This is a genomic window from Marinobacter sp. V34, from assembly GCF_055524115.1.
Window position 1 is genome coordinate 368,220 of sequence record NZ_JBUPZY010000003.1, and the last position, 16,774, is coordinate 384,993.

Annotated in this window: 15 protein-coding genes; 1 reads left to right on the forward strand and 14 read right to left on the reverse strand. The window is 56.3% G+C overall.

All coding sequences use genetic code 11. The features are described 5' to 3' along the window. Positions 1-6 precede the first annotated feature (6 nt). From AC0B60_RS07175 to zapE, 5 genes are all read right to left on the reverse strand, one after another. The gene (locus AC0B60_RS07175) at positions 7-2,703 is read right to left on the reverse strand and encodes a LuxR C-terminal-related transcriptional regulator (protein ID WP_465085070.1); all 2,697 of its coding nucleotides are present in this window, start codon (positions 2,701-2,703) and stop codon (positions 7-9) included. A gap of 291 nt (positions 2,704-2,994) precedes the next feature. Continuing rightward, complete coding sequence (locus AC0B60_RS07180; protein ID WP_465085071.1) at positions 2,995-4,356, reverse strand: DUF1329 domain-containing protein; 1,362 nt, start codon at positions 4,354-4,356, stop codon at positions 2,995-2,997. Between the two features lie 33 nt (positions 4,357-4,389). Further along, a complete protein-coding gene (locus AC0B60_RS07185; RefSeq protein WP_465085072.1) occupies positions 4,390-6,291 on the reverse strand; it encodes a DUF1302 domain-containing protein in 1,902 nt (633 codons plus the stop codon). A 258-nt stretch (positions 6,292-6,549) separates the two neighbouring features. Beyond that, positions 6,550-7,734: a thiolase family protein gene (locus tag AC0B60_RS07190; protein ID WP_465085073.1), complete on the reverse strand. Its 1,185-nt coding sequence runs from the start codon at positions 7,732-7,734 to the stop codon at positions 6,550-6,552. A 65-nt stretch (positions 7,735-7,799) separates the two neighbouring features. Next, positions 7,800-8,897 carry a cell division protein ZapE gene (zapE, locus tag AC0B60_RS07195; protein ID WP_465085176.1) on the reverse strand — a complete coding sequence of 366 codons (1,098 nt, stop codon included), beginning with the start codon at positions 8,895-8,897 and terminating at the stop codon, positions 7,800-7,802. Between the two features lie 264 nt (positions 8,898-9,161). On the opposite strand from zapE, the gene AC0B60_RS07200 reads away from it, so the two are divergent. Continuing rightward, complete coding sequence (locus AC0B60_RS07200) at positions 9,162-9,602, forward strand: Z-ring associated ZapG family protein (protein WP_288074071.1); 441 nt, start codon at positions 9,162-9,164, stop codon at positions 9,600-9,602. 3 nt (positions 9,603-9,605) lie between these two features. Here the strand turns inward: AC0B60_RS07200 and AC0B60_RS07205 are convergent, their stop codons facing one another. The 9 genes from AC0B60_RS07205 to mlaD all read right to left on the reverse strand — a co-directional run bounded on the left by AC0B60_RS07205 (position 9,606) and on the right by mlaD (position 16,766). Continuing rightward, the gene (locus AC0B60_RS07205; RefSeq protein WP_465085074.1) at positions 9,606-10,349 is read right to left on the reverse strand and encodes a Nif3-like dinuclear metal center hexameric protein; all 744 of its coding nucleotides are present in this window, start codon (positions 10,347-10,349) and stop codon (positions 9,606-9,608) included. A gap of 36 nt (positions 10,350-10,385) precedes the next feature. After that, positions 10,386-11,441 (reverse strand): histidinol-phosphate transaminase, encoded by a 1,056-nt coding sequence (gene hisC, locus AC0B60_RS07210; protein ID WP_465085075.1) that lies wholly within the window; start codon positions 11,439-11,441, stop codon positions 10,386-10,388. After that, a complete protein-coding gene (gene hisD / locus AC0B60_RS07215) occupies positions 11,434-12,756 on the reverse strand; it encodes a histidinol dehydrogenase (RefSeq protein WP_465085076.1) in 1,323 nt (440 codons plus the stop codon). The genes hisC and hisD overlap by 8 nt, the downstream gene beginning before the upstream one ends. A 269-nt stretch (positions 12,757-13,025) precedes the next feature. Continuing rightward, complete coding sequence (gene hisG / locus AC0B60_RS07220) at positions 13,026-13,676, reverse strand: ATP phosphoribosyltransferase (RefSeq protein ID WP_465085077.1); 651 nt, start codon at positions 13,674-13,676, stop codon at positions 13,026-13,028. A 22-nt stretch (positions 13,677-13,698) separates the two neighbouring features. Further along, positions 13,699-14,961, reverse strand: a complete 1,263-nt coding sequence (gene murA, locus AC0B60_RS07225; RefSeq protein WP_465085078.1) for a UDP-N-acetylglucosamine 1-carboxyvinyltransferase — start codon at positions 14,959-14,961, stop codon at positions 13,699-13,701. A gap of 27 nt (positions 14,962-14,988) precedes the next feature. After that, positions 14,989-15,231, reverse strand: coding sequence for a BolA family protein (locus tag AC0B60_RS07230; RefSeq protein ID WP_036209886.1), 243 nt, complete (start codon positions 15,229-15,231; stop codon positions 14,989-14,991). A gap of 60 nt (positions 15,232-15,291) precedes the next feature. Next, the gene (locus AC0B60_RS07235; RefSeq protein ID WP_465085079.1) at positions 15,292-15,633 is read right to left on the reverse strand and encodes an STAS domain-containing protein; all 342 of its coding nucleotides are present in this window, start codon (positions 15,631-15,633) and stop codon (positions 15,292-15,294) included. Next, on the reverse strand, positions 15,630-16,283 hold the full coding sequence (locus tag AC0B60_RS07240; protein ID WP_465085080.1) for an MlaC/ttg2D family ABC transporter substrate-binding protein: 654 nt from the start codon (positions 16,281-16,283) through the stop codon (positions 15,630-15,632). Before AC0B60_RS07240 ends, AC0B60_RS07235 begins: the two co-directional genes overlap by 4 nt. 27 nt (positions 16,284-16,310) lie before the next feature. After that, complete coding sequence (mlaD, locus tag AC0B60_RS07245) at positions 16,311-16,766, reverse strand: outer membrane lipid asymmetry maintenance protein MlaD (protein WP_465085081.1); 456 nt, start codon at positions 16,764-16,766, stop codon at positions 16,311-16,313. Between the last annotated feature and the right edge of the window lie 8 nt (positions 16,767-16,774).

The following is a 16,774-nucleotide window of genomic DNA, read 5'->3' on the forward strand; positions in this document are numbered from 1 at the left end:
TGCCCGCTACAGCAGCCCCAGTTCGCGCGCGCGAACGATGGCTTGGGTGCGCGACTTCACCTCGAGCTTGGCATTAATGCGACGGGCATGGGTTTTGACCGTATGCAGTGAGATGTGAAGGCGGTCTGCAATGTCCTGGTTGGACAATCCCTGGGCAATCAGCTCAAGCACACCTTGCTCCCGATCACTGATGGGCTCAGCCAGAGGCGCCTGCTCTTTCATGTCCGTGAGGCCGTACAACGTGCCTATAGCCTCAACAAACGGCGTATCCGGCAACTGGGGCCAGGTCTTTTCGAGCAGTTCCTGCAGTTCCCCCCTGAGCTCTGCGAAAGGGCTGATGTAATGCTCTTCTCCGGCCATAGCCATCGATGCAGTCAGCATTTTTTGGGCAGCGGATGGGCCTTTCTGGCGCCAGCTGAGGACACTTTCGAGAAGTCTTGAATACAAATCCAGACCGAACGGTAGTGTCTCGCCGCCGTTGTCCCGAATGTTCCTGACGGTTTCAGTGGCCTTAATGTCATCACCCCGCGCCAGCTCGATCCTCGCCTGCAGGCATTGCAGCATGCCGGGCATCATCGGGAACATTTCCGGCACGCAATTCACTTCCCTCCATGGTTTGAGCCGCTCCATAGCCTGTGCCGCCGTATCCGCCTGGCCCAGCGTCAGCCAGCCGCTGATTTTCAGGGCTTCGAGTACAGGCACGTAGACAGACTCGTCTACCTGCCACGACTGCATAGTGCGCTCGGCACGACCTATCCAGGCAAAGGCATCGTCCATCCGATTCTGGGTGCGACAAATTAACACCCTTAACGCCATGGCCAGCAGCAACCCAAGATCGCGAGTTTGCTCCGCATGGCGGATACAGGTCACCAACAGGCGATCTGCTTCCGCCTGTCGTCCCTGATGCCAAAGTACCATCACCAGGTTCAGCTGTAGGCGCGTTTCACCAACACGTGCAGGCCGCGATGATTCGTTCATGGCGGTATCCAGACCGGTGCGCAGCAGTTGCTCTGCGTGTTTCAACGACCCCTTACCAAGTTCAATCCGCGCGTGCGCATAGACAGCAAGCACTTCCGAACCAGCGTCTCCAGCCTCTCGAGCCAATCTTGCGGCAATACGATTGGCTTCCCGGGCGTCGCCAAATTTGCCCGCCGCGCATAACGCACTGGAACGAACCAACTGCGTCACCAGTTGGCCTTGGGTAGACAACTCTTCCGCCTGAAGGGCCCTGTTCGCTACCGTCAAGGCCTCATCAACACTGCCCTCACCACGGAGAATAAACGCCCTGAGCGCGTCGACCCGGCCAGCAAGTTCGGGACGCTCGCCATTATCAAGATCGTTAATCAGCGTTCTCGCTTGCTTGAACTGTCCACCTATAGCATGGACCCAACCGTAAACAATCTTCAGGCGAGCGCTTTTCTCCAGCAGCCCCGACGGCAATGAACGACGAAGTCGAAGCAATGACGCGGTATCCTGGCCAATCAACAACGCTTCGGAGCCTTCAGATGCTATGCGGACCGATTCCTCAAGACTACCGCTGACCAGTGCATAACGCAGTGCCTCGGGGAACTGATGACGGTCACTGAACCAGCGACTGGCTTTCAGCGCACGCTCCCCCGCCCCATCGAGGGCAGGTGTCTGCAACCAGTCGTGAAGCAATGGATTCAGGCGGAGCCAACGGCCCCGGCCCGGCAATGGACGCAATGGGATACCACTTTCCGAAGCAGCAGTGGGTCGAAAAGCATGGTCACACCCTGCATCAGCCAACGCCAGGAACAGCTCATCCGAGACGATCTCCATCTCCGCCATGATTCGCAGTGAACGCTGCTGGCCAGGCGTTAAATGAATCAGCACGGCATCCCTGAGAAAACGCTCAACACTGAAAGTTTCCTGGATCGGCAGCCGGGATTCCGGGGCGGAGTCCAATTCCCTCTGGTACAACCCCAAAGGTGTAATCCACCCCTCAGTCAACGAATATAGGTGCTCGACAGCAACCGTGGTCAGTTGACTACGGTTGATCGCGGCGTGAAAGAACTCGAAGGTTTCCAATCGTGTCAGCTCAAGAGAATCCGCGCCGATTCTGCTGAAGCGGCCTTCCAACTCGAACGTGTGGGTCTCAAAGGGCAGAGGCTTTCTGGACACCATCACCAACGCCAGACCGGAAGGAATGTTTTCAACTAGCTGTTGCAACAGTGCAATGGCAGCTGGGTTGGCAACTGTGCCAACGTTATCAATCACCAGTACACTATCGCCGTCCGGGGCACTCCAGTGAGCATCCGACAATAGCAGGGCAAGCGCATCCGTATTGCTGGAGGCTTTCTGTTGCCCCGACGGTCGCGAGGTGACACCGGGCGGCGTCAGCGCAATTTCAAGCAAGGCCAACAGGCGCCCAGCATCGTTTTCCTGTCCGGTCAGAGCTAGCCATCGGAGGGTGTCGGGGCTACGGGAGGTTTCACGAAACGCCGCACTCAGGGCATGGGTTTTTCCGTAACCGGACGGCGCCTCCAGCAGCAGGGCCGAACCCGGCTTTATGGTAGCGGTCAGTTTCTCGGTCAACGCCGGTCTTTTGAGATAATTCGGAACGGGCTCCGGCATCCGTACCCGTTGGCGCAACAAATCCCTGATCAACTCGCCACGATGAGTACCGCCTAATGTTGACTGGAACTCATCGTTGGCCGCACAGCCATCATCGAATGGTTTCACTCTTTGCCCCGTTGAAAGCCCGGAATTTATGAGCCTGACGGGCCCTTATCCGGCAAATGTGATCTCTGCTTTGTCGTTGCTGCGGCGCCCTGCATCGGGTACGCCTTTAGTATTAGTAGGGAGAGGTTAAACCAAATCAGGGGTAGGCTGCAAAAATTTGACGGGAAGGTAACGAAACACCGGCAAATTTCCAACATTCAGAGGAAATCAACGGTTTTAAACAAGAAACGGCGGGCCAGGGCCCGCCGTTTCTATTTCACCCGGGATTGAGATGCCCCGGATCACGACAACTTACCTGGTGCCTGCACGACGCAGAGCAGCCGGAGTGTAGTCACGTGACTTTCGGTCAACACCGAACTCGTAAGGATTGGACTCTTCGTTGGTCAAGCCCAGAACCAGATATCGGCCAGACAGCAGGTCGTAAAGGGTTTCAATGGCGTACCAGGGTACGACCTGATCGTAGAACTGCATGCTGTGCGCTTCTGCCACACGCCACAGTTCTCCGCGACCATCGTAGTGATCGATCACCGCCGCCTGCCAGGAGTCTTCATCGATGTAGAAGTCACGCTGGGCGTAGATATGACGCTCACCGTCCTTCAGTGTGGCACGCACGTGCCAGACACGGTGCAGCTCATAGCGGGTCAGGTTCTGGTTGATATGACCTGCCTTGATGATCTCGTCATAGTCCAGGCTCCGGTCGACCAGCTTGTAGGAATTGTACGGGATGTACATTTCCTTCTTGCCAACCAACTCCCAGTTGTAACGATCAGGCGCGCCGTTGAACATATCAAAGTTGTCGGAGGTGCGCATGCCGTCTGCGGCGGTACCCGGGCCGTCATAGGCAACCTGCGGGGCGCGGCGTACACGACGCTGACCGGCGTTGTATACCCAAGCACGGCGCGGTTCTTCAACTTGGTCGATGGTCTCGTGGACCAGCAGGACGTTACCGGCGAGTCGCGCTGGCGCAGTAATAGCCTGCTTGAAGTAGAACAGTACGTTCGGGTCCTGCCCCGCCTCATAATCTTCCAGATAGGTTTTCCACGTCAGTTCGTCCTGGAATTTCACAACGCTGAAGGCACCGTCTTCCGTCGGAGTCACCTGCCCTACGTTACGCTGAACGGAACCACCACGATAACGGGTGATGTGGTTCCAGATAATTTCCAGGCCATTCTGCGGAATTGGGAATGGCGTAGCCGTCTGGTAATTACCCAGGCCGTTACCATCCTTGATTAGCTCCACACTCGTGGCGTTATCAACGGTATCCTGCATGACCTGTTCCGGGTATGCAGCGGAACGGTGAGTGTCGTATACCGGCATAACGTATTCGTCATAACGCTTGATCATTGCGACCTGTCCGGGGGACAGATTTTCCGCATACTGGTCAACGTTGCTCTGGTTGATGGTGAACTTTGGCTGTTCGTTCGGGAACGGGTTCACGTAGATACCATCGTTTTTGTACCCGGCAGGAGGCGTCGTCAGACCACCGTCCCAGGCCGGAATAGCGTCCCCGTTACCCGCTTTCTCAGCACCCATTGGCGTGAGCGAGTCACCGAGCTTGGCCGCTTCCTGTGCGGAAACCGCGCCAAAGGCGTTACCCGCAATCAACGTTGCGGACAGAATGCCAGTGGCCAGTAGCTTCTTGTTCAGTTTCATTTAAATTACCTCGTTAAACGAATTCAGGCCGAATCAGAATGAGTAGGAAACGCTCGCACTCACGAAATCACGGTCGGTCAACTCGTTATACGGCTTGCCACCGAAAAAGTTTGTGTAACCGATATTACCGGTTATACGGTTCTGGTAAACCCCTTGCAGCGACAGGCCAATGGCCTTGTTGCCTTCATTGAAGTTACCACCTGGGGAAGGCGCATAGCCCTGAACGTCATGGCTCCAGGCCAACTGCGGAGACAGGTTGATACCAGCGATTGCGTTGGGATAGTCCCAGACCAGGCGCGTACGGTAGCCCCAGGAGAAGGACGTGGTAAAGCCCTCGTTATTACAGTAGTTGGTATTGATGTTGGCACCTGCCTCACAAAAATCACCCGTGAAGTTGGAGCCGTCCACCGGCAGCGTACCGATACCGAAGGTGCCTGAGCGACCGTAACGGGCTTCATCTTCGTCCGGTAAGTCGTGAACGTATGTCGCACCGAACTCTGTGATCAGAGACAGACGGCTCGCGCCCATCACTTGGTCAAAGAATTTAATCAGGGTGAACTGGGCCTGAGACACGTTAAACCGGTCATATCCATCAACTGGTTTTCCTGCCAGGTTGGCGCCGCCGGATTCCTCAAGACGCTGCTTTTCGAGTTTACTAAGAATTTCGCCATTCGGACCACGCTGCTGCAAACCACCAAAAATCAGCTCAAACGCGTTCCACTGGAGCGGAACGTTATCACGGAAGCTGTATTCCGCACCCAGAGACCAACCACCCGGGGTCGTTGTGTTGATACTGATGCCATAGAGATTGATGTTTTCGGGATACTCAATAAAGTAGCTCGGAAACTGGGAGTTCGGTTTGCTCGGATCGTTTTGCTGGCTACCACTGGGTGAAGATGGGTTGTTTACCAGACCACTGACATATGGCAGACGACTGTTGTACTTGATGTAGTAGAAACCAAGCTCTGAATCGTTCAAGGCCGGCACATACCAGCGCAGCGCGACACCAAACTGATCCTTGGAATCCGCTTCCTTATCGGCAATACGGGGAGCGATGAACCCCTGCGCTGCCGCTTGGGAATCAGGCAGCTGACCGGCTAACAAAACTGGACCGCAACCGTCAGCGGCAAAGTCGTTTGTGGAGAAGAACGTGCCACAATCATCCGGGCGAACAGGTTCCCAGTCCGCCTGCACAAACGCCTCAACGGTGATATTTTCGGTAATGCCCGCTGACGCATAGAACATTTCTACGGGCAACAGCGCATCCTTCAGCTCGGAGCCTGGCGCCCGGAAGGCAGGTACGTCAACCGGGTTAATGGTGTTGATGCCGCCCTGAATAAACGTACTTTCGCCCCAACTCAACACCTGTTTGCCGTAGCGAAGGCTGACCGGGACATTGCCAAAGTACCAATCCGAGAATACGTAGGCATCGAGAATTTCACCGCCAGAGGCATTGTCTTTGGCTTCATCGTTCAGTTCGCGGCGCTGACCGACAGGATCTACGGCCCGGTTCTCATCTTTCAATTCGAAGTCATACCAGTACCGACCACGAACAAAAGCACCAACACGAGTCAGCGTGTCACTGTCTACGTTGTAGTTCAGGAACAGCTCGCTGTTGCCTTTGACGATTTTGGAGTAGGTATCCCCTTTCTCGAAGTTGAGGTTACCGTCATCATAGTTGTTGGTAGAGGCACCAATATTGGCCAGGGGCTGACCGGGAGCATATTCAGGCCCCAGATTACCCTGGGCAATCAACCTTCTGTCCTGATCCTGTGTACGCCAGCCAATGCCCGCCGACAGCGTGGTGTTGAAAGAGGCTTCCATATCCCCCACATAAAATGAATAGGCAGCTGCCTGCCCAGATACTCCGGCTGCAACTGCTACGGCCAGCGGCAATTTAGTCCACTGCTGCCATTGGTATGTTTTTCTTGTCATTGGAAGGCTACTCCATTGTTGTTCTGAGTCGCTGCTCTGATTATTGGTGTTCACGATGTTTGGAGGCTTCATGCACAGTGCTCGTGATGTTGGCACTATAGCTAACGCCATCGAACGCTTTGATCAGTCAAAAGTATGATTTTACGATTACGCCCCTCTCTGCGGCAGACTTCCCTCGCACTGACTCACTATAGTCAACAAATTTGGATGCAACCAGCCAGCTTTTTACAAGGCTGACTGGCGGAACAATAATTTAAATCAAAGCATCTCGATTGCCATAGCCGTCGCCTCACCACCGCCGATACAAAGCGCCGCAACGCCCTTTTTCTTGCCGTAATGCTTGAGGGAGTGCATCAGCGTCACCAGCAGGCGGGAGCCGGTAGAGCCAACCGGGTGGCCCTGGGCGCAGGCGCCGCCGTGGATATTGACCTTCTCCGGGTCCAGGCCGAGCTCGCGGATCGGCATCATGGCGACCATGGCGAAGGCTTCGTTGATCTCAAACAGGTCCACGTCGTCCTTTGTCCAGCCGGTTTTGGCGAAAAGGGTTTTGATGGCACCCACCGGAGCGCAGGTGAATTCAGCCGGATGCTGGGACTGGGTGCTATGGGCAACAATCCGTGCCAACGGTTTAAGGCCGCGCTTTTCGGCTTCGGATTCACGCATCAACACCAGTGCAGAGGCACCATCCGATATTGACGAGGCATTGGCCGCGGTGACCGTGCCGTCTTTGGCGAACGCCGGGCGAAGGCTCGGGATCTTTTCGATGTTGGCGTTGTGGGGTTGCTCGTCATCCTCAACCACTACCTCGCCCTTGCGGGTTTTGACGGTGACCGGGATGATTTCATCTTTCAGCAAACCGTCTTCGATGGCTTTCTTGGCCCGGGTCAGCGAGGTGATGGCATATTCATCCATGTCTTCCCGGGTGTAGCCTTTCTTGTCGGCCATTTCCTGAGCGAATGCACCCATCAGCCGACCGGTTTCCGCATCTTCAAGGCCGTCCAGGAACATATGGTCCTGAGGCGCCTGGCCAGGCCCCATGCGATAGCCACTGCGAACGCCTTGCAGAATATACGGCGCATTCGACATGCTTTCCATGCCACCGGCAACCATAACGTCATTCGTACCGGCCTTGATCACATCATGGGCGAACATGGCGGCTTTCATACCCGAACCGCAAAGCTTATTGATCGTGGTGGCACCGGTGCTGTCCGGTAGCCCCGCCTGGCGCATGGCCTGACGAGCCGGCCCCTGCTTGAGCCCTGCCGGCAGAACGTTACCCATGATAACTTCCTGCACATCTGCAGGCTGCAACCCGGCACGGCGAATGGCTTCGGCGATACTGATCGCGCCCAGCTCCGGTGCAGAAACCGCAGCCAGGCTGCCCTGGAATCCGCCCATGGGGGTGCGTACACCGCTGACGATGACGACGTTGTCTGTGCTCATTGCTTGATCTCTCTATCGTTAGGGTCGTTCGTTATCGGATTGGACTTCGTTCAATCCGACGCCTATCAGGCTTTGTGAGGGGCCTCAAGGTATTCCCTGGACTGCATTTCCAGCAACCGGGACTCCGTGCGTTCAAATTCAAATCCAAGCCGCCCGCCGGCATACAGGTCCGTAATCGAAGCCTCCGCGGAAATGATGACTTTGACGTTTCGATCGTAAAATTCGTCAATCATATTGATGAATCGCCGGGCCTGATCATTCTTGTCTTTTCCCAGCACCGGCACATCGCTGATGATCACTGCGTGGAACTCCCGTGCCAGCTCGATGTAGTCGTTCTGGCTACGAGGGCCGTCGCACAGGGTTTTGAAATCAAACCAGACAACGTCATCCGCGTGACTGAGCGCTGTCAGCTTGCGGCCGTTGATATCCAGCTCCAGGCTGTGACTGCCCGCCTCAAGCGCAAGCCCGTCGTAACTTTTCTGAAGGCTCTTGTCGGCATCCTCATCCAGAGGGAAGTGGTACAGCTCAGCCTGTTCCAGAGTTCTCAGGCGATAATCCACACCGCCATCCACATTCACCACATCGGTGTGCTTCTTGACCAGTGCAATGGCGGGCAGGAAGCGGGCGCGCTGCAGGCCATCCTTGTAAAGCCCGTCAGGCACAATGTTGGAGGTACAGACCAGAGTCACACCACGGCTGAACAGGCCATCCATCAACGTTGCCAGTATCATGGCGTCACCGATATCAGAGACAAAGAATTCGTCAAAGCAGATCACCCGAGTTTCGTCCGCAAACATCTTCGCCACGATATCCAACGGGTTTTTCTCACCCTTCAGGCTTTTCAGCTCCTTGTGAACCCGTTGCATAAAACGGTGGAAGTGCACCCGCATCTTGCGATCAAAGGGCAGAGCTTCATAGAACGTATCCATCAGGTAGGTCTTTCCGCGACCCACACCGCCCCAGAAATATAACCCCCTAACCGGGTCTTCTTTCCCCTTCCTAAGCTTGAGGCGAAGTTTGACCATCGGTTTGTCACGTTCCCTTTCCGCCGCCACCAGTTTGTCGTAAAGTGACTGCAAACGGCGGACCGCATCTTCCTGCGCCCGGTCTTTGTGAAACTCGGGCCGTTCAAGGTCCTGCTGGTATCGTTCCCACGGGGTCATCTGGCTGGTGGTCATATGGATGCGCTTTTGGGGTGTCATTAAGGCGTTTCCCGAAGTATGGTCATTCATAACGGCGGCGTATTGTGGCCGATTTTGGCTTTTTTCGCCACGTTCGACACCCTGAGAAACCGCTACAGCAGCGGGGGCGAGCCAAACATACGACGCAATACGACGATTGGCGCACGAGGCAATCGTGCGTGAAAGGGCCTTGGGACGGTATACTTTGGGAAGGAATTCCTATTCATCAGAAGGATGACACAGCTTATGACAAACCTGATTCTGGCAGCCATCGCCGCATTGATTGTTGGCATTGTCATCGGAGTACTGGTTGGCCGGTCTGGTCAGGGCTCCACTCTGCGTCAGCGCCGGGCTGAACAGCAGATTGAGGAATTGAGAAACGAGTACACACGCTATCAGGCGCAGGTAAACGAGCATTTTATGGAGTCTGCGCATCTGCTGCGCCGCTTCAACGACACCTACCGGGACGTAAACCAGCACATGGCCCGGGGCGCCAACCGCCTATGCAACGACGAAGACTGGCTGTTGGAACTTGAGAAAGAGAACGCCAAGGCGCGCCTGGAAGGCGCAGCCGCCAGCAAGGACGATGCAGAGCCACCCCGGGATTATGCCCCCAAGAGCGACCCCCAGGAAAAAGGCACCCTGGCCGAAGACTTTGGCCTGGCCGAAAAGCAGCAGAAAGCTTGACGCTTACACCGGGTTATCACAGTCGATAAACCGGTGGCTCACCCCAAATGTTTGCTCCAGGGCCCGCCCCAGGGCCTGAACACCGTACCGCTCAGTGGCGTGATGGCCAGCGGCGTAGTAATGAATACCGCATTCGCGGGCAGTATGCGTGGTGGGCTCTGAAATCTCGCCACTGATGTAGGCATCCAGCCCCGCCTCCAATGCGTTGCCAATGAACCCCTGAGCAGCACCGGTACACCAGCCAACCCTGGAAATCTTCGCGGAGCCGCCCCCAACCCAAAGCGGAGCACGTGCCAGACGTTCCCCGATCAGATCCGCGAACGCCTGGGGAGCCATCGGAGCATCCAGCTCGCCCTGCCACACAAGCCCACCCAGAGGCCGTGGATTGAGAATACCCAACACGTCGGCCAACTGCCGGTTGTTGCCATACTCAGGGTGATCGTCCAACGGCAGGTGGTAAGCAACCAGATTGATATCGTGCTCCAGCAGGCGCTTGATCCTGTCCCGCTTCATGCCACGGATGGCCTGATCCTCACCTTTCCAGAAATACCCATGATGCACCAGAATCATGTCGGCCCCGGCTTCGATAGCCGCGTCCAAGAGTGCCCGGGAAGCCGTGACACCGCTTACTATGGTACTGACTTCTTCGGCACCCTCCACTTGCAGACCGTTGGGGCAATAGTCCTTAAAGTCTTCCGGGGCCAGCCAGTCATTCATTGTGCGGAGTATCTCATTGCGAGAAGCCATGCTCTGCCTCCGTGAGGTTGCCTTGAATGTCTTGTGTTATACCAACGGCTTAAGACACTCAACCAGTCGCTTGTTCTGGTCTGCCGTGCCGATGGTGATGCGCAGGAAGTCCGAGATACGGGGCTTATTGAAGTGGCGCACGATGACGCCCTGCTCCCGAAGCCCCTTCGCCAGCGCCTCACCGGCATGATCCGGATGGCGCGCAAGAATAAAGTTGGCCTTTGAGGGCAATACATCGAACCCCAAGGCTTCCAGTTTCGAGGTGACCCACCCCCGCTCGCCAATGACGCCTTCGCAAGTGGCACGAAACCAGTCTTCATCCTCAAATGCCGCGACGGCACCTACCTGAGCCAGGCGGTCGATAGGATAGGAGTTAAAGCTGTTCTTGACGCGGTTCAGGGCTTCGACGACCTCCGGGCTGCCGATGGCGAAACCGACGCGCAACCCAGCCAGGGAACGAGCCTTGGACAGCGTTTGGCAGACCAGGAGGTTGGGATATTTCCCCACCAGCTTGATCGCACTCTCTCCGCCGAAATCGACATAGGCTTCATCAACAACCACAACCCGATCGGGATTGGCAGCGACGATGGCCTCAACCTTGTCCAACGCCAGGTAACGCCCGGTGGGCGCATTGGGATTGGGAAAGATGATTCCACCGTTCGGCTGCCTATAGTCCTTGGGATCGATCTCAAAGCTGTCGGTCAGCGGTACGGTCTTGCCTTCGATATTGTAGAGGCCGCAATACACCGGATAAAAACTGTAGGTGATATCGGGGTACAGTACGGGCTCGCCATGCTGGAAAAGACCGTAAAAGATGTGCGCCAGCACTTCGTCGGAGCCGTTACCCAGGAAAACCTGCTCGCCCTGCACGCCATAGTAGTTGGCGATGGTACTTTTCAGGGCCTCACTTTCGGGGTCCGGGTATAGCCGAAGGTTGTCATTCAGTTCAGTATTGATCGCCTCGGTCACCTTCGGAGACGGGCCGAACGGGTTTTCATTGGTATTCAGTTTCACGAGGTTGGCCATTTTCGGCTGCTCCCCCGGCACATAGGGGACCAAGTCTTTGACCCGCGAACTCCAGAACTTACTCACCTGACTGGCCCTCCCGAACCCGATACTCCGCAGAACGGGCGTGAGCCGTTAACCCTTCTCCCCGAGCCAGAACCGAGGCAACTCGCCCCATCCTGTCGGCACCGGCTGCGGAAAAGCCGATCAGCGACGACCGCTTCTGGAAGTCATAAACCCCCAGCGGCGAGGAAAAACGCGCCGTCCCGGACGTTGGCAACACATGGTTAGGCCCGGCACAGTAATCACCCAGCGCCTCCGCCGTATACCGCCCCATAAAGATGGCACCGGCATGACGAATCTCTTCCACCAGGTTTTCCGGGTCTTCCACGGAAAGCTCCAGGTGCTCCGGCGCAATACGATTGGAAACGCAGGCCGCTTCAGACAAGTCGGTCACGTGAATCAGTGCAGCTCGGTCCGTCATCGAGGTAGCGATGATTTCGGCCCGCTCCATGGTCGGCAGTAATCTGTTGATACTGGCTTCCACCGCATCCAGGAACTCCGCATCCGGGCTGACGAGGATGGACTGAGCCTGCTCATCGTGCTCGGCCTGCGAGAACAGGTCCATGGCGATCCAGTCCGGGTCGGTTTTGCCGTCGCAGATCACCAGAATCTCGGAGGGGCCTGCAATCATATCGATGCCAACGGTGCCAAACACTTCCCGTTTGGCCGTGGCGACAAAAATATTGCCTGGCCCGACAATTTTATCAACAGCAGGAATCGTCTCAGTACCATAGGCCAGCGCACCGACCGCCTGCGCTCCACCTACGCAGAACACACGATCCACACCGGCAATCGCCGCAGCCGCCAGAACCATATCGTTTACCACCCCATCCGGCGTGGGAACCACCATGATCACCTCGCCTACCCCGGCCACTTTTGCCGGTACGGCATTCATCAGCACAGACGATGGATAAGCCGCCTTGCCACCAGGCACATACAGTCCTGCCCGATCCAGCGGCGTGACCTTCTGACCGAGTACGGTGCCGTCATCGTCTTCATACTGCCAGGACGTCTGATTCTGACGCTCGTGATAGTCACGCACCCGCTCGGCGGCCTTCTCCAGGGCAACACGCTGATCCTGGGGAATAGCGCCCAAAGCCTCCTGTAAGCGGTCCTGCCCCATTTCCAATTCGGCAACGGAGCCGACCTTCAGCCGATCAAACTTCTCCGTGAACTCAAGAACCGCTGCATCACCACGGGTTCTCACCTCATGCAGGATATGACGAACCGACTCATTCACCTGATGATCCACACTGTCTTCCCACGCCAATAGCTTGGCCAGCGCACTGTCAAAGTCACTGTCGGAAGCGTTCAATCGTCTGATGCTGATATCAGTCATTTCTTCTTTCCTGCTTTGCGAATTTACTCCGCGGTTTGAAAAGTGTCGTTGGTCTGAGGACAAGGAAATGGCCCGGGAACGGGTCAGGAAGGGCTTTCCAAAACTGTACGGAGCCATGGATGGCGGAGTCCAAGCGTCACACGGGCGAAGCAAACGCTTATGAAGCGTAGCTTCATGTGCCGCTGAGCGACAGCAATCTGTGATTGCTGGCCGGACCCGCTTGCGGGTGCCGAAGGAGCGTGTTTTGGAAAGCCCTTCCTGAGCCGTTCTTACTCCGAAGAGGCCCGCCGCTTCTCAACAGCAGCAGACATCATCTCAATTATGGGATTAATGCCCTGGTGTTTCATCTTCATTGAGGCACGGTTAACCACAAGGCGAGAACTGATGTTTTCAATCAGCTCGCGAGCCTCAAGGCCATTCGCTTTCAGGGTATTGCCGGTATCAACGATATCGACGATCTCGTCGGCGAGCCCAAGAATCGGAGCAAGTTCCATCGCACCGTAGAGCTTGATGATATCAGCCTGCCGCCCCTGAGCCGCGTAATAGCGCCGAGCCAAATTTACGAACTTGGTCGCCACACGCAAACGGCCTTCAGGCGCTTTGCTGTCTTTCTTGCCGGCCGTCATCAACCGACACCGGGAAATGTTCAGGTCCAACGGTTCGTACAGCCCTTCACCGCCGTGCTCCATCAGCACATCCTTACCGGTTACTCCCAGATCCGCCCCACCGTATTGCACATAGGTGGGCACGTCGGTGGCTCGAAGAATCAAAACCCGAACATTCGGGTCCGTGGTGGGAAACACCAGTTTCCGGGACTTTTTAACATCGTCGACCAGCTCGATACCCGCTTCTTTTAACAGCGGCAGGGTCTCGTCGAGGATTCGCCCCTTCGACAGCGCAATGGTGATGGAATCGGTCATGCGTCTTTCCGGTTCAATGTGTTCAGGCTGGCAAGCGACGGATACTGGCGCCCAGCAGCTGCAATTTTTCTTCGATACACTCGTAGCCACGGTCGATGTGGTAGATGCGATCAACGATGGTGTCGCCATCCGCCACCAGCCCGGCAATGACCAGGCTCGCGGACGCCCGCAGATCCGTTGCCATCACCGGGGCGCCGGTGAGGTGATCCACGCCCTTGATGATGGCCGCGTTGCCTTCAAGGGTAATGTCCGCACCCATGCGGATCAGTTCCTGCAGGTGCATGAACCGGTTTTCGAAAACCGTTTCCACAATGGTTCCAGTGCCTTCTGCGACAGCGTTCATCGCCGCAAACTGAGCCTGCATATCGGTTGGAAACGCCGGGTAAGGCGCTGTGCGCAGGCTAACCGCTTTCGGTTGGTTGCCCTTCATATCCAGGGAAATCCAGTCCTTGCCTGTCTCGATGTGGGCGCCGGCCTCTTCCAGCTTTAACAGAACCGCTTCCAGCAGATCCTCGCGGGTATCCTTGAGCTTGACCCGGCCGCGGGTAGCTGCGGCAGCAACCAGGTAAGTGCCGGTTTCGACGCGGTCTGGCAGCACATCGTAGTGACAGCCGTGCAGGCGTTCGACGCCGTTGATTTCCACGGTTGCAGAGCCATGGCCTTTAATGTCGGCGCCCATGGCGATCAGGCACTCAGCGAGATCCACCACTTCTGGCTCCCGGGCGGCGTTTTCCAGGATGGTTTTACCATCAGCTAACGCAGCGGCCATCATCAGGTTTTCCGTACCGGTGACAGTCACGGTATCCAGGAAGATGTGAGCACCTTTCAAGCGACCATTGGTCTTAGCCTTGATATAACCATTCTCGACCTTGATGTCGGCACCCATCTGTTCCAGGCCTTGAATGTGCAGGTTCACCGGCCGGCTACCAATGGCACAACCACCCGGGAGGGACACTTCCGCCTCACCAAAGTGCGCGACCAACGGCCCTAACACCAGGATCGAGGCCCGCATGGTTTTCACCAGCTCGTAGGGCGCATGGAACTGCTTGATCGTGTTGGCGTGCACCTCGACGCTCATTTTCTCGTCGATCATGAGTTCCACGCCCATACGGCCCAGCAACTCGATCATCGTGGTGATGTCGTTCAGGTGCGGTAGGTTGCCCACGGTCACCGGCTCATCCGCCAACAGGGTGGCAGCCAGAATCGGTAGCGCGGCGTTCTTGGCGCCGGAAATCCGGATTTCGCCATCGAGAGGCTTGCGGCCTCTGATCAGAAGTTTGTCCACAATGGTGTCCTGTAGTTTGCGGGCATGTCAGCCCTGGCGCGCGGCCCATTCAGCCGGTGTAAAGGCCTTGGGGTGCAGGGCATGAATGGTGCCATCCAGAATATGCTGGAACAGCGCTTTATTGATCAGTTGCTGCCGCTTAATGGTTGGCAGACCCTCGAATACATCGCCCACTACAACAACAAGATAGTGATTGCCATCGACCTGCACTTCGACCTCACAGCCGGGCAGCGCCTCTTTAACCAACTCGGCAACTTCGGTGGCTTCCATAGTAAATCCTCGGGCGTTTTTAAATCAGGGGCGAGATTGTAACCAATTATGGCATTCGGGTCAGCTTTGGTGCAGGTTTTCAGAAGAGGACTGAGAGGAAAAACCCGGCAAATGGCGATCAAGGCCACTCAGGGCCGCCAAAGAGTTCAGTCGCTCACCAACGCCGGTAAACCGGAGAGCCTGACTGCGATCGACGGCAAGGCGGTGCCAACACAGCAAAAGAGACAGCACCACGCTGTGCGCGGTGCCCATGGCGGACAGGTCCACCTGTAGGTCTGCCTTGCTTGCCCGTATCCACTTCTCCCCCTCCTGCCGGACGGAGACCACGGTGAGCGGGTCAATCGCACCGCTCACCGAGAGCGTGTCGCCGTCAAGAGTCACCACAGGCCGTCTCGCATTCATGACTTGTCGACTTCACCTTCCAGGTTCAGGGACTCCACCGCATCACCCCAGTCGTTGATAACAGCCTGGACCTTGCCGCCACTCTTCTCCATCTCCTGGCTGAAACGATCACGGAAAGCCAGCCCGATGTTCACACCTTCGACGATCACGTTTTCCATCATCCAGCGTCCTTCTTTCGCTTCGTACATGGAGTATGTCACGGGGTAGCGATTGCCCGAAGCACTGATCACTTCCATGCGCACAGACGCCCGGCCGTCGTCATTCGGATTGATCGTGGCTTCCTTTACATTGATGGTAAAGTCGTCAGCACTAACCAGGGCCTGAGCGTAACTGTCGAAAAGGCTGCGCTTGAACTTCTCAACGAAATCGTCGCGCTGTTCCGGTGACGCCTGCCGTGCATAGCGGCCCATGACCCGGGCGGCTATGCGACGGAAATCGACGAAGTTTTTCAGTTCCTGGTCCATACTCCGATAAAACGCCTGCGGATCCTTCTCGTACAACCCCTTTTCCTGATGGAGCTTGTCGACCAGACGCTGGGTATTCTTATCAACATACTCACGGAGATCCTCCTCCGGTCCGGCATGGGCCGGCACCGCCAGCACTACCATCAGCAACGCAATTATCGTCAGGCTATGTCTGATCAGAACCATGGTTTTCTCCCGTGAATCACTTTACTTTCATTGTGACTGCCCAGAGGCAAAATTGGATATGAGCCGCTCAAGATTCATGGCGGATTGTGTGGAGTAGAAGGTATCCCCGTCCCTCAGGGACTTCATGTCACCACCCACCGAGATATCAATGTACTGTTCGCCAAGCAGCCCGGATGTACGTATTACTGCTGAGCTGTCCGCCGGAATATTGTCCACGCTGGCGTTCACATCAATAACCACCCGGGCTTGGTAGGTCTCCCTATTCAGGTTAATCTCTCGGATCTTGCCAACGGTGACACCGGCCATGGATACTTTTGCCCGGGGCGTCAGCCCGCCAGAGTCGTTGAAATTGGCGTACAGTGTGTACGAGCTTTCCGGCGCCTTCGGTGTTAACCCGCTGACCTGCAACGCCAGAAACATTATGGCGGCAATGCCCGCGATCATGAACAACCCCACAATCACTTCTATTGTTCTCTGTGCCATTACTGGCC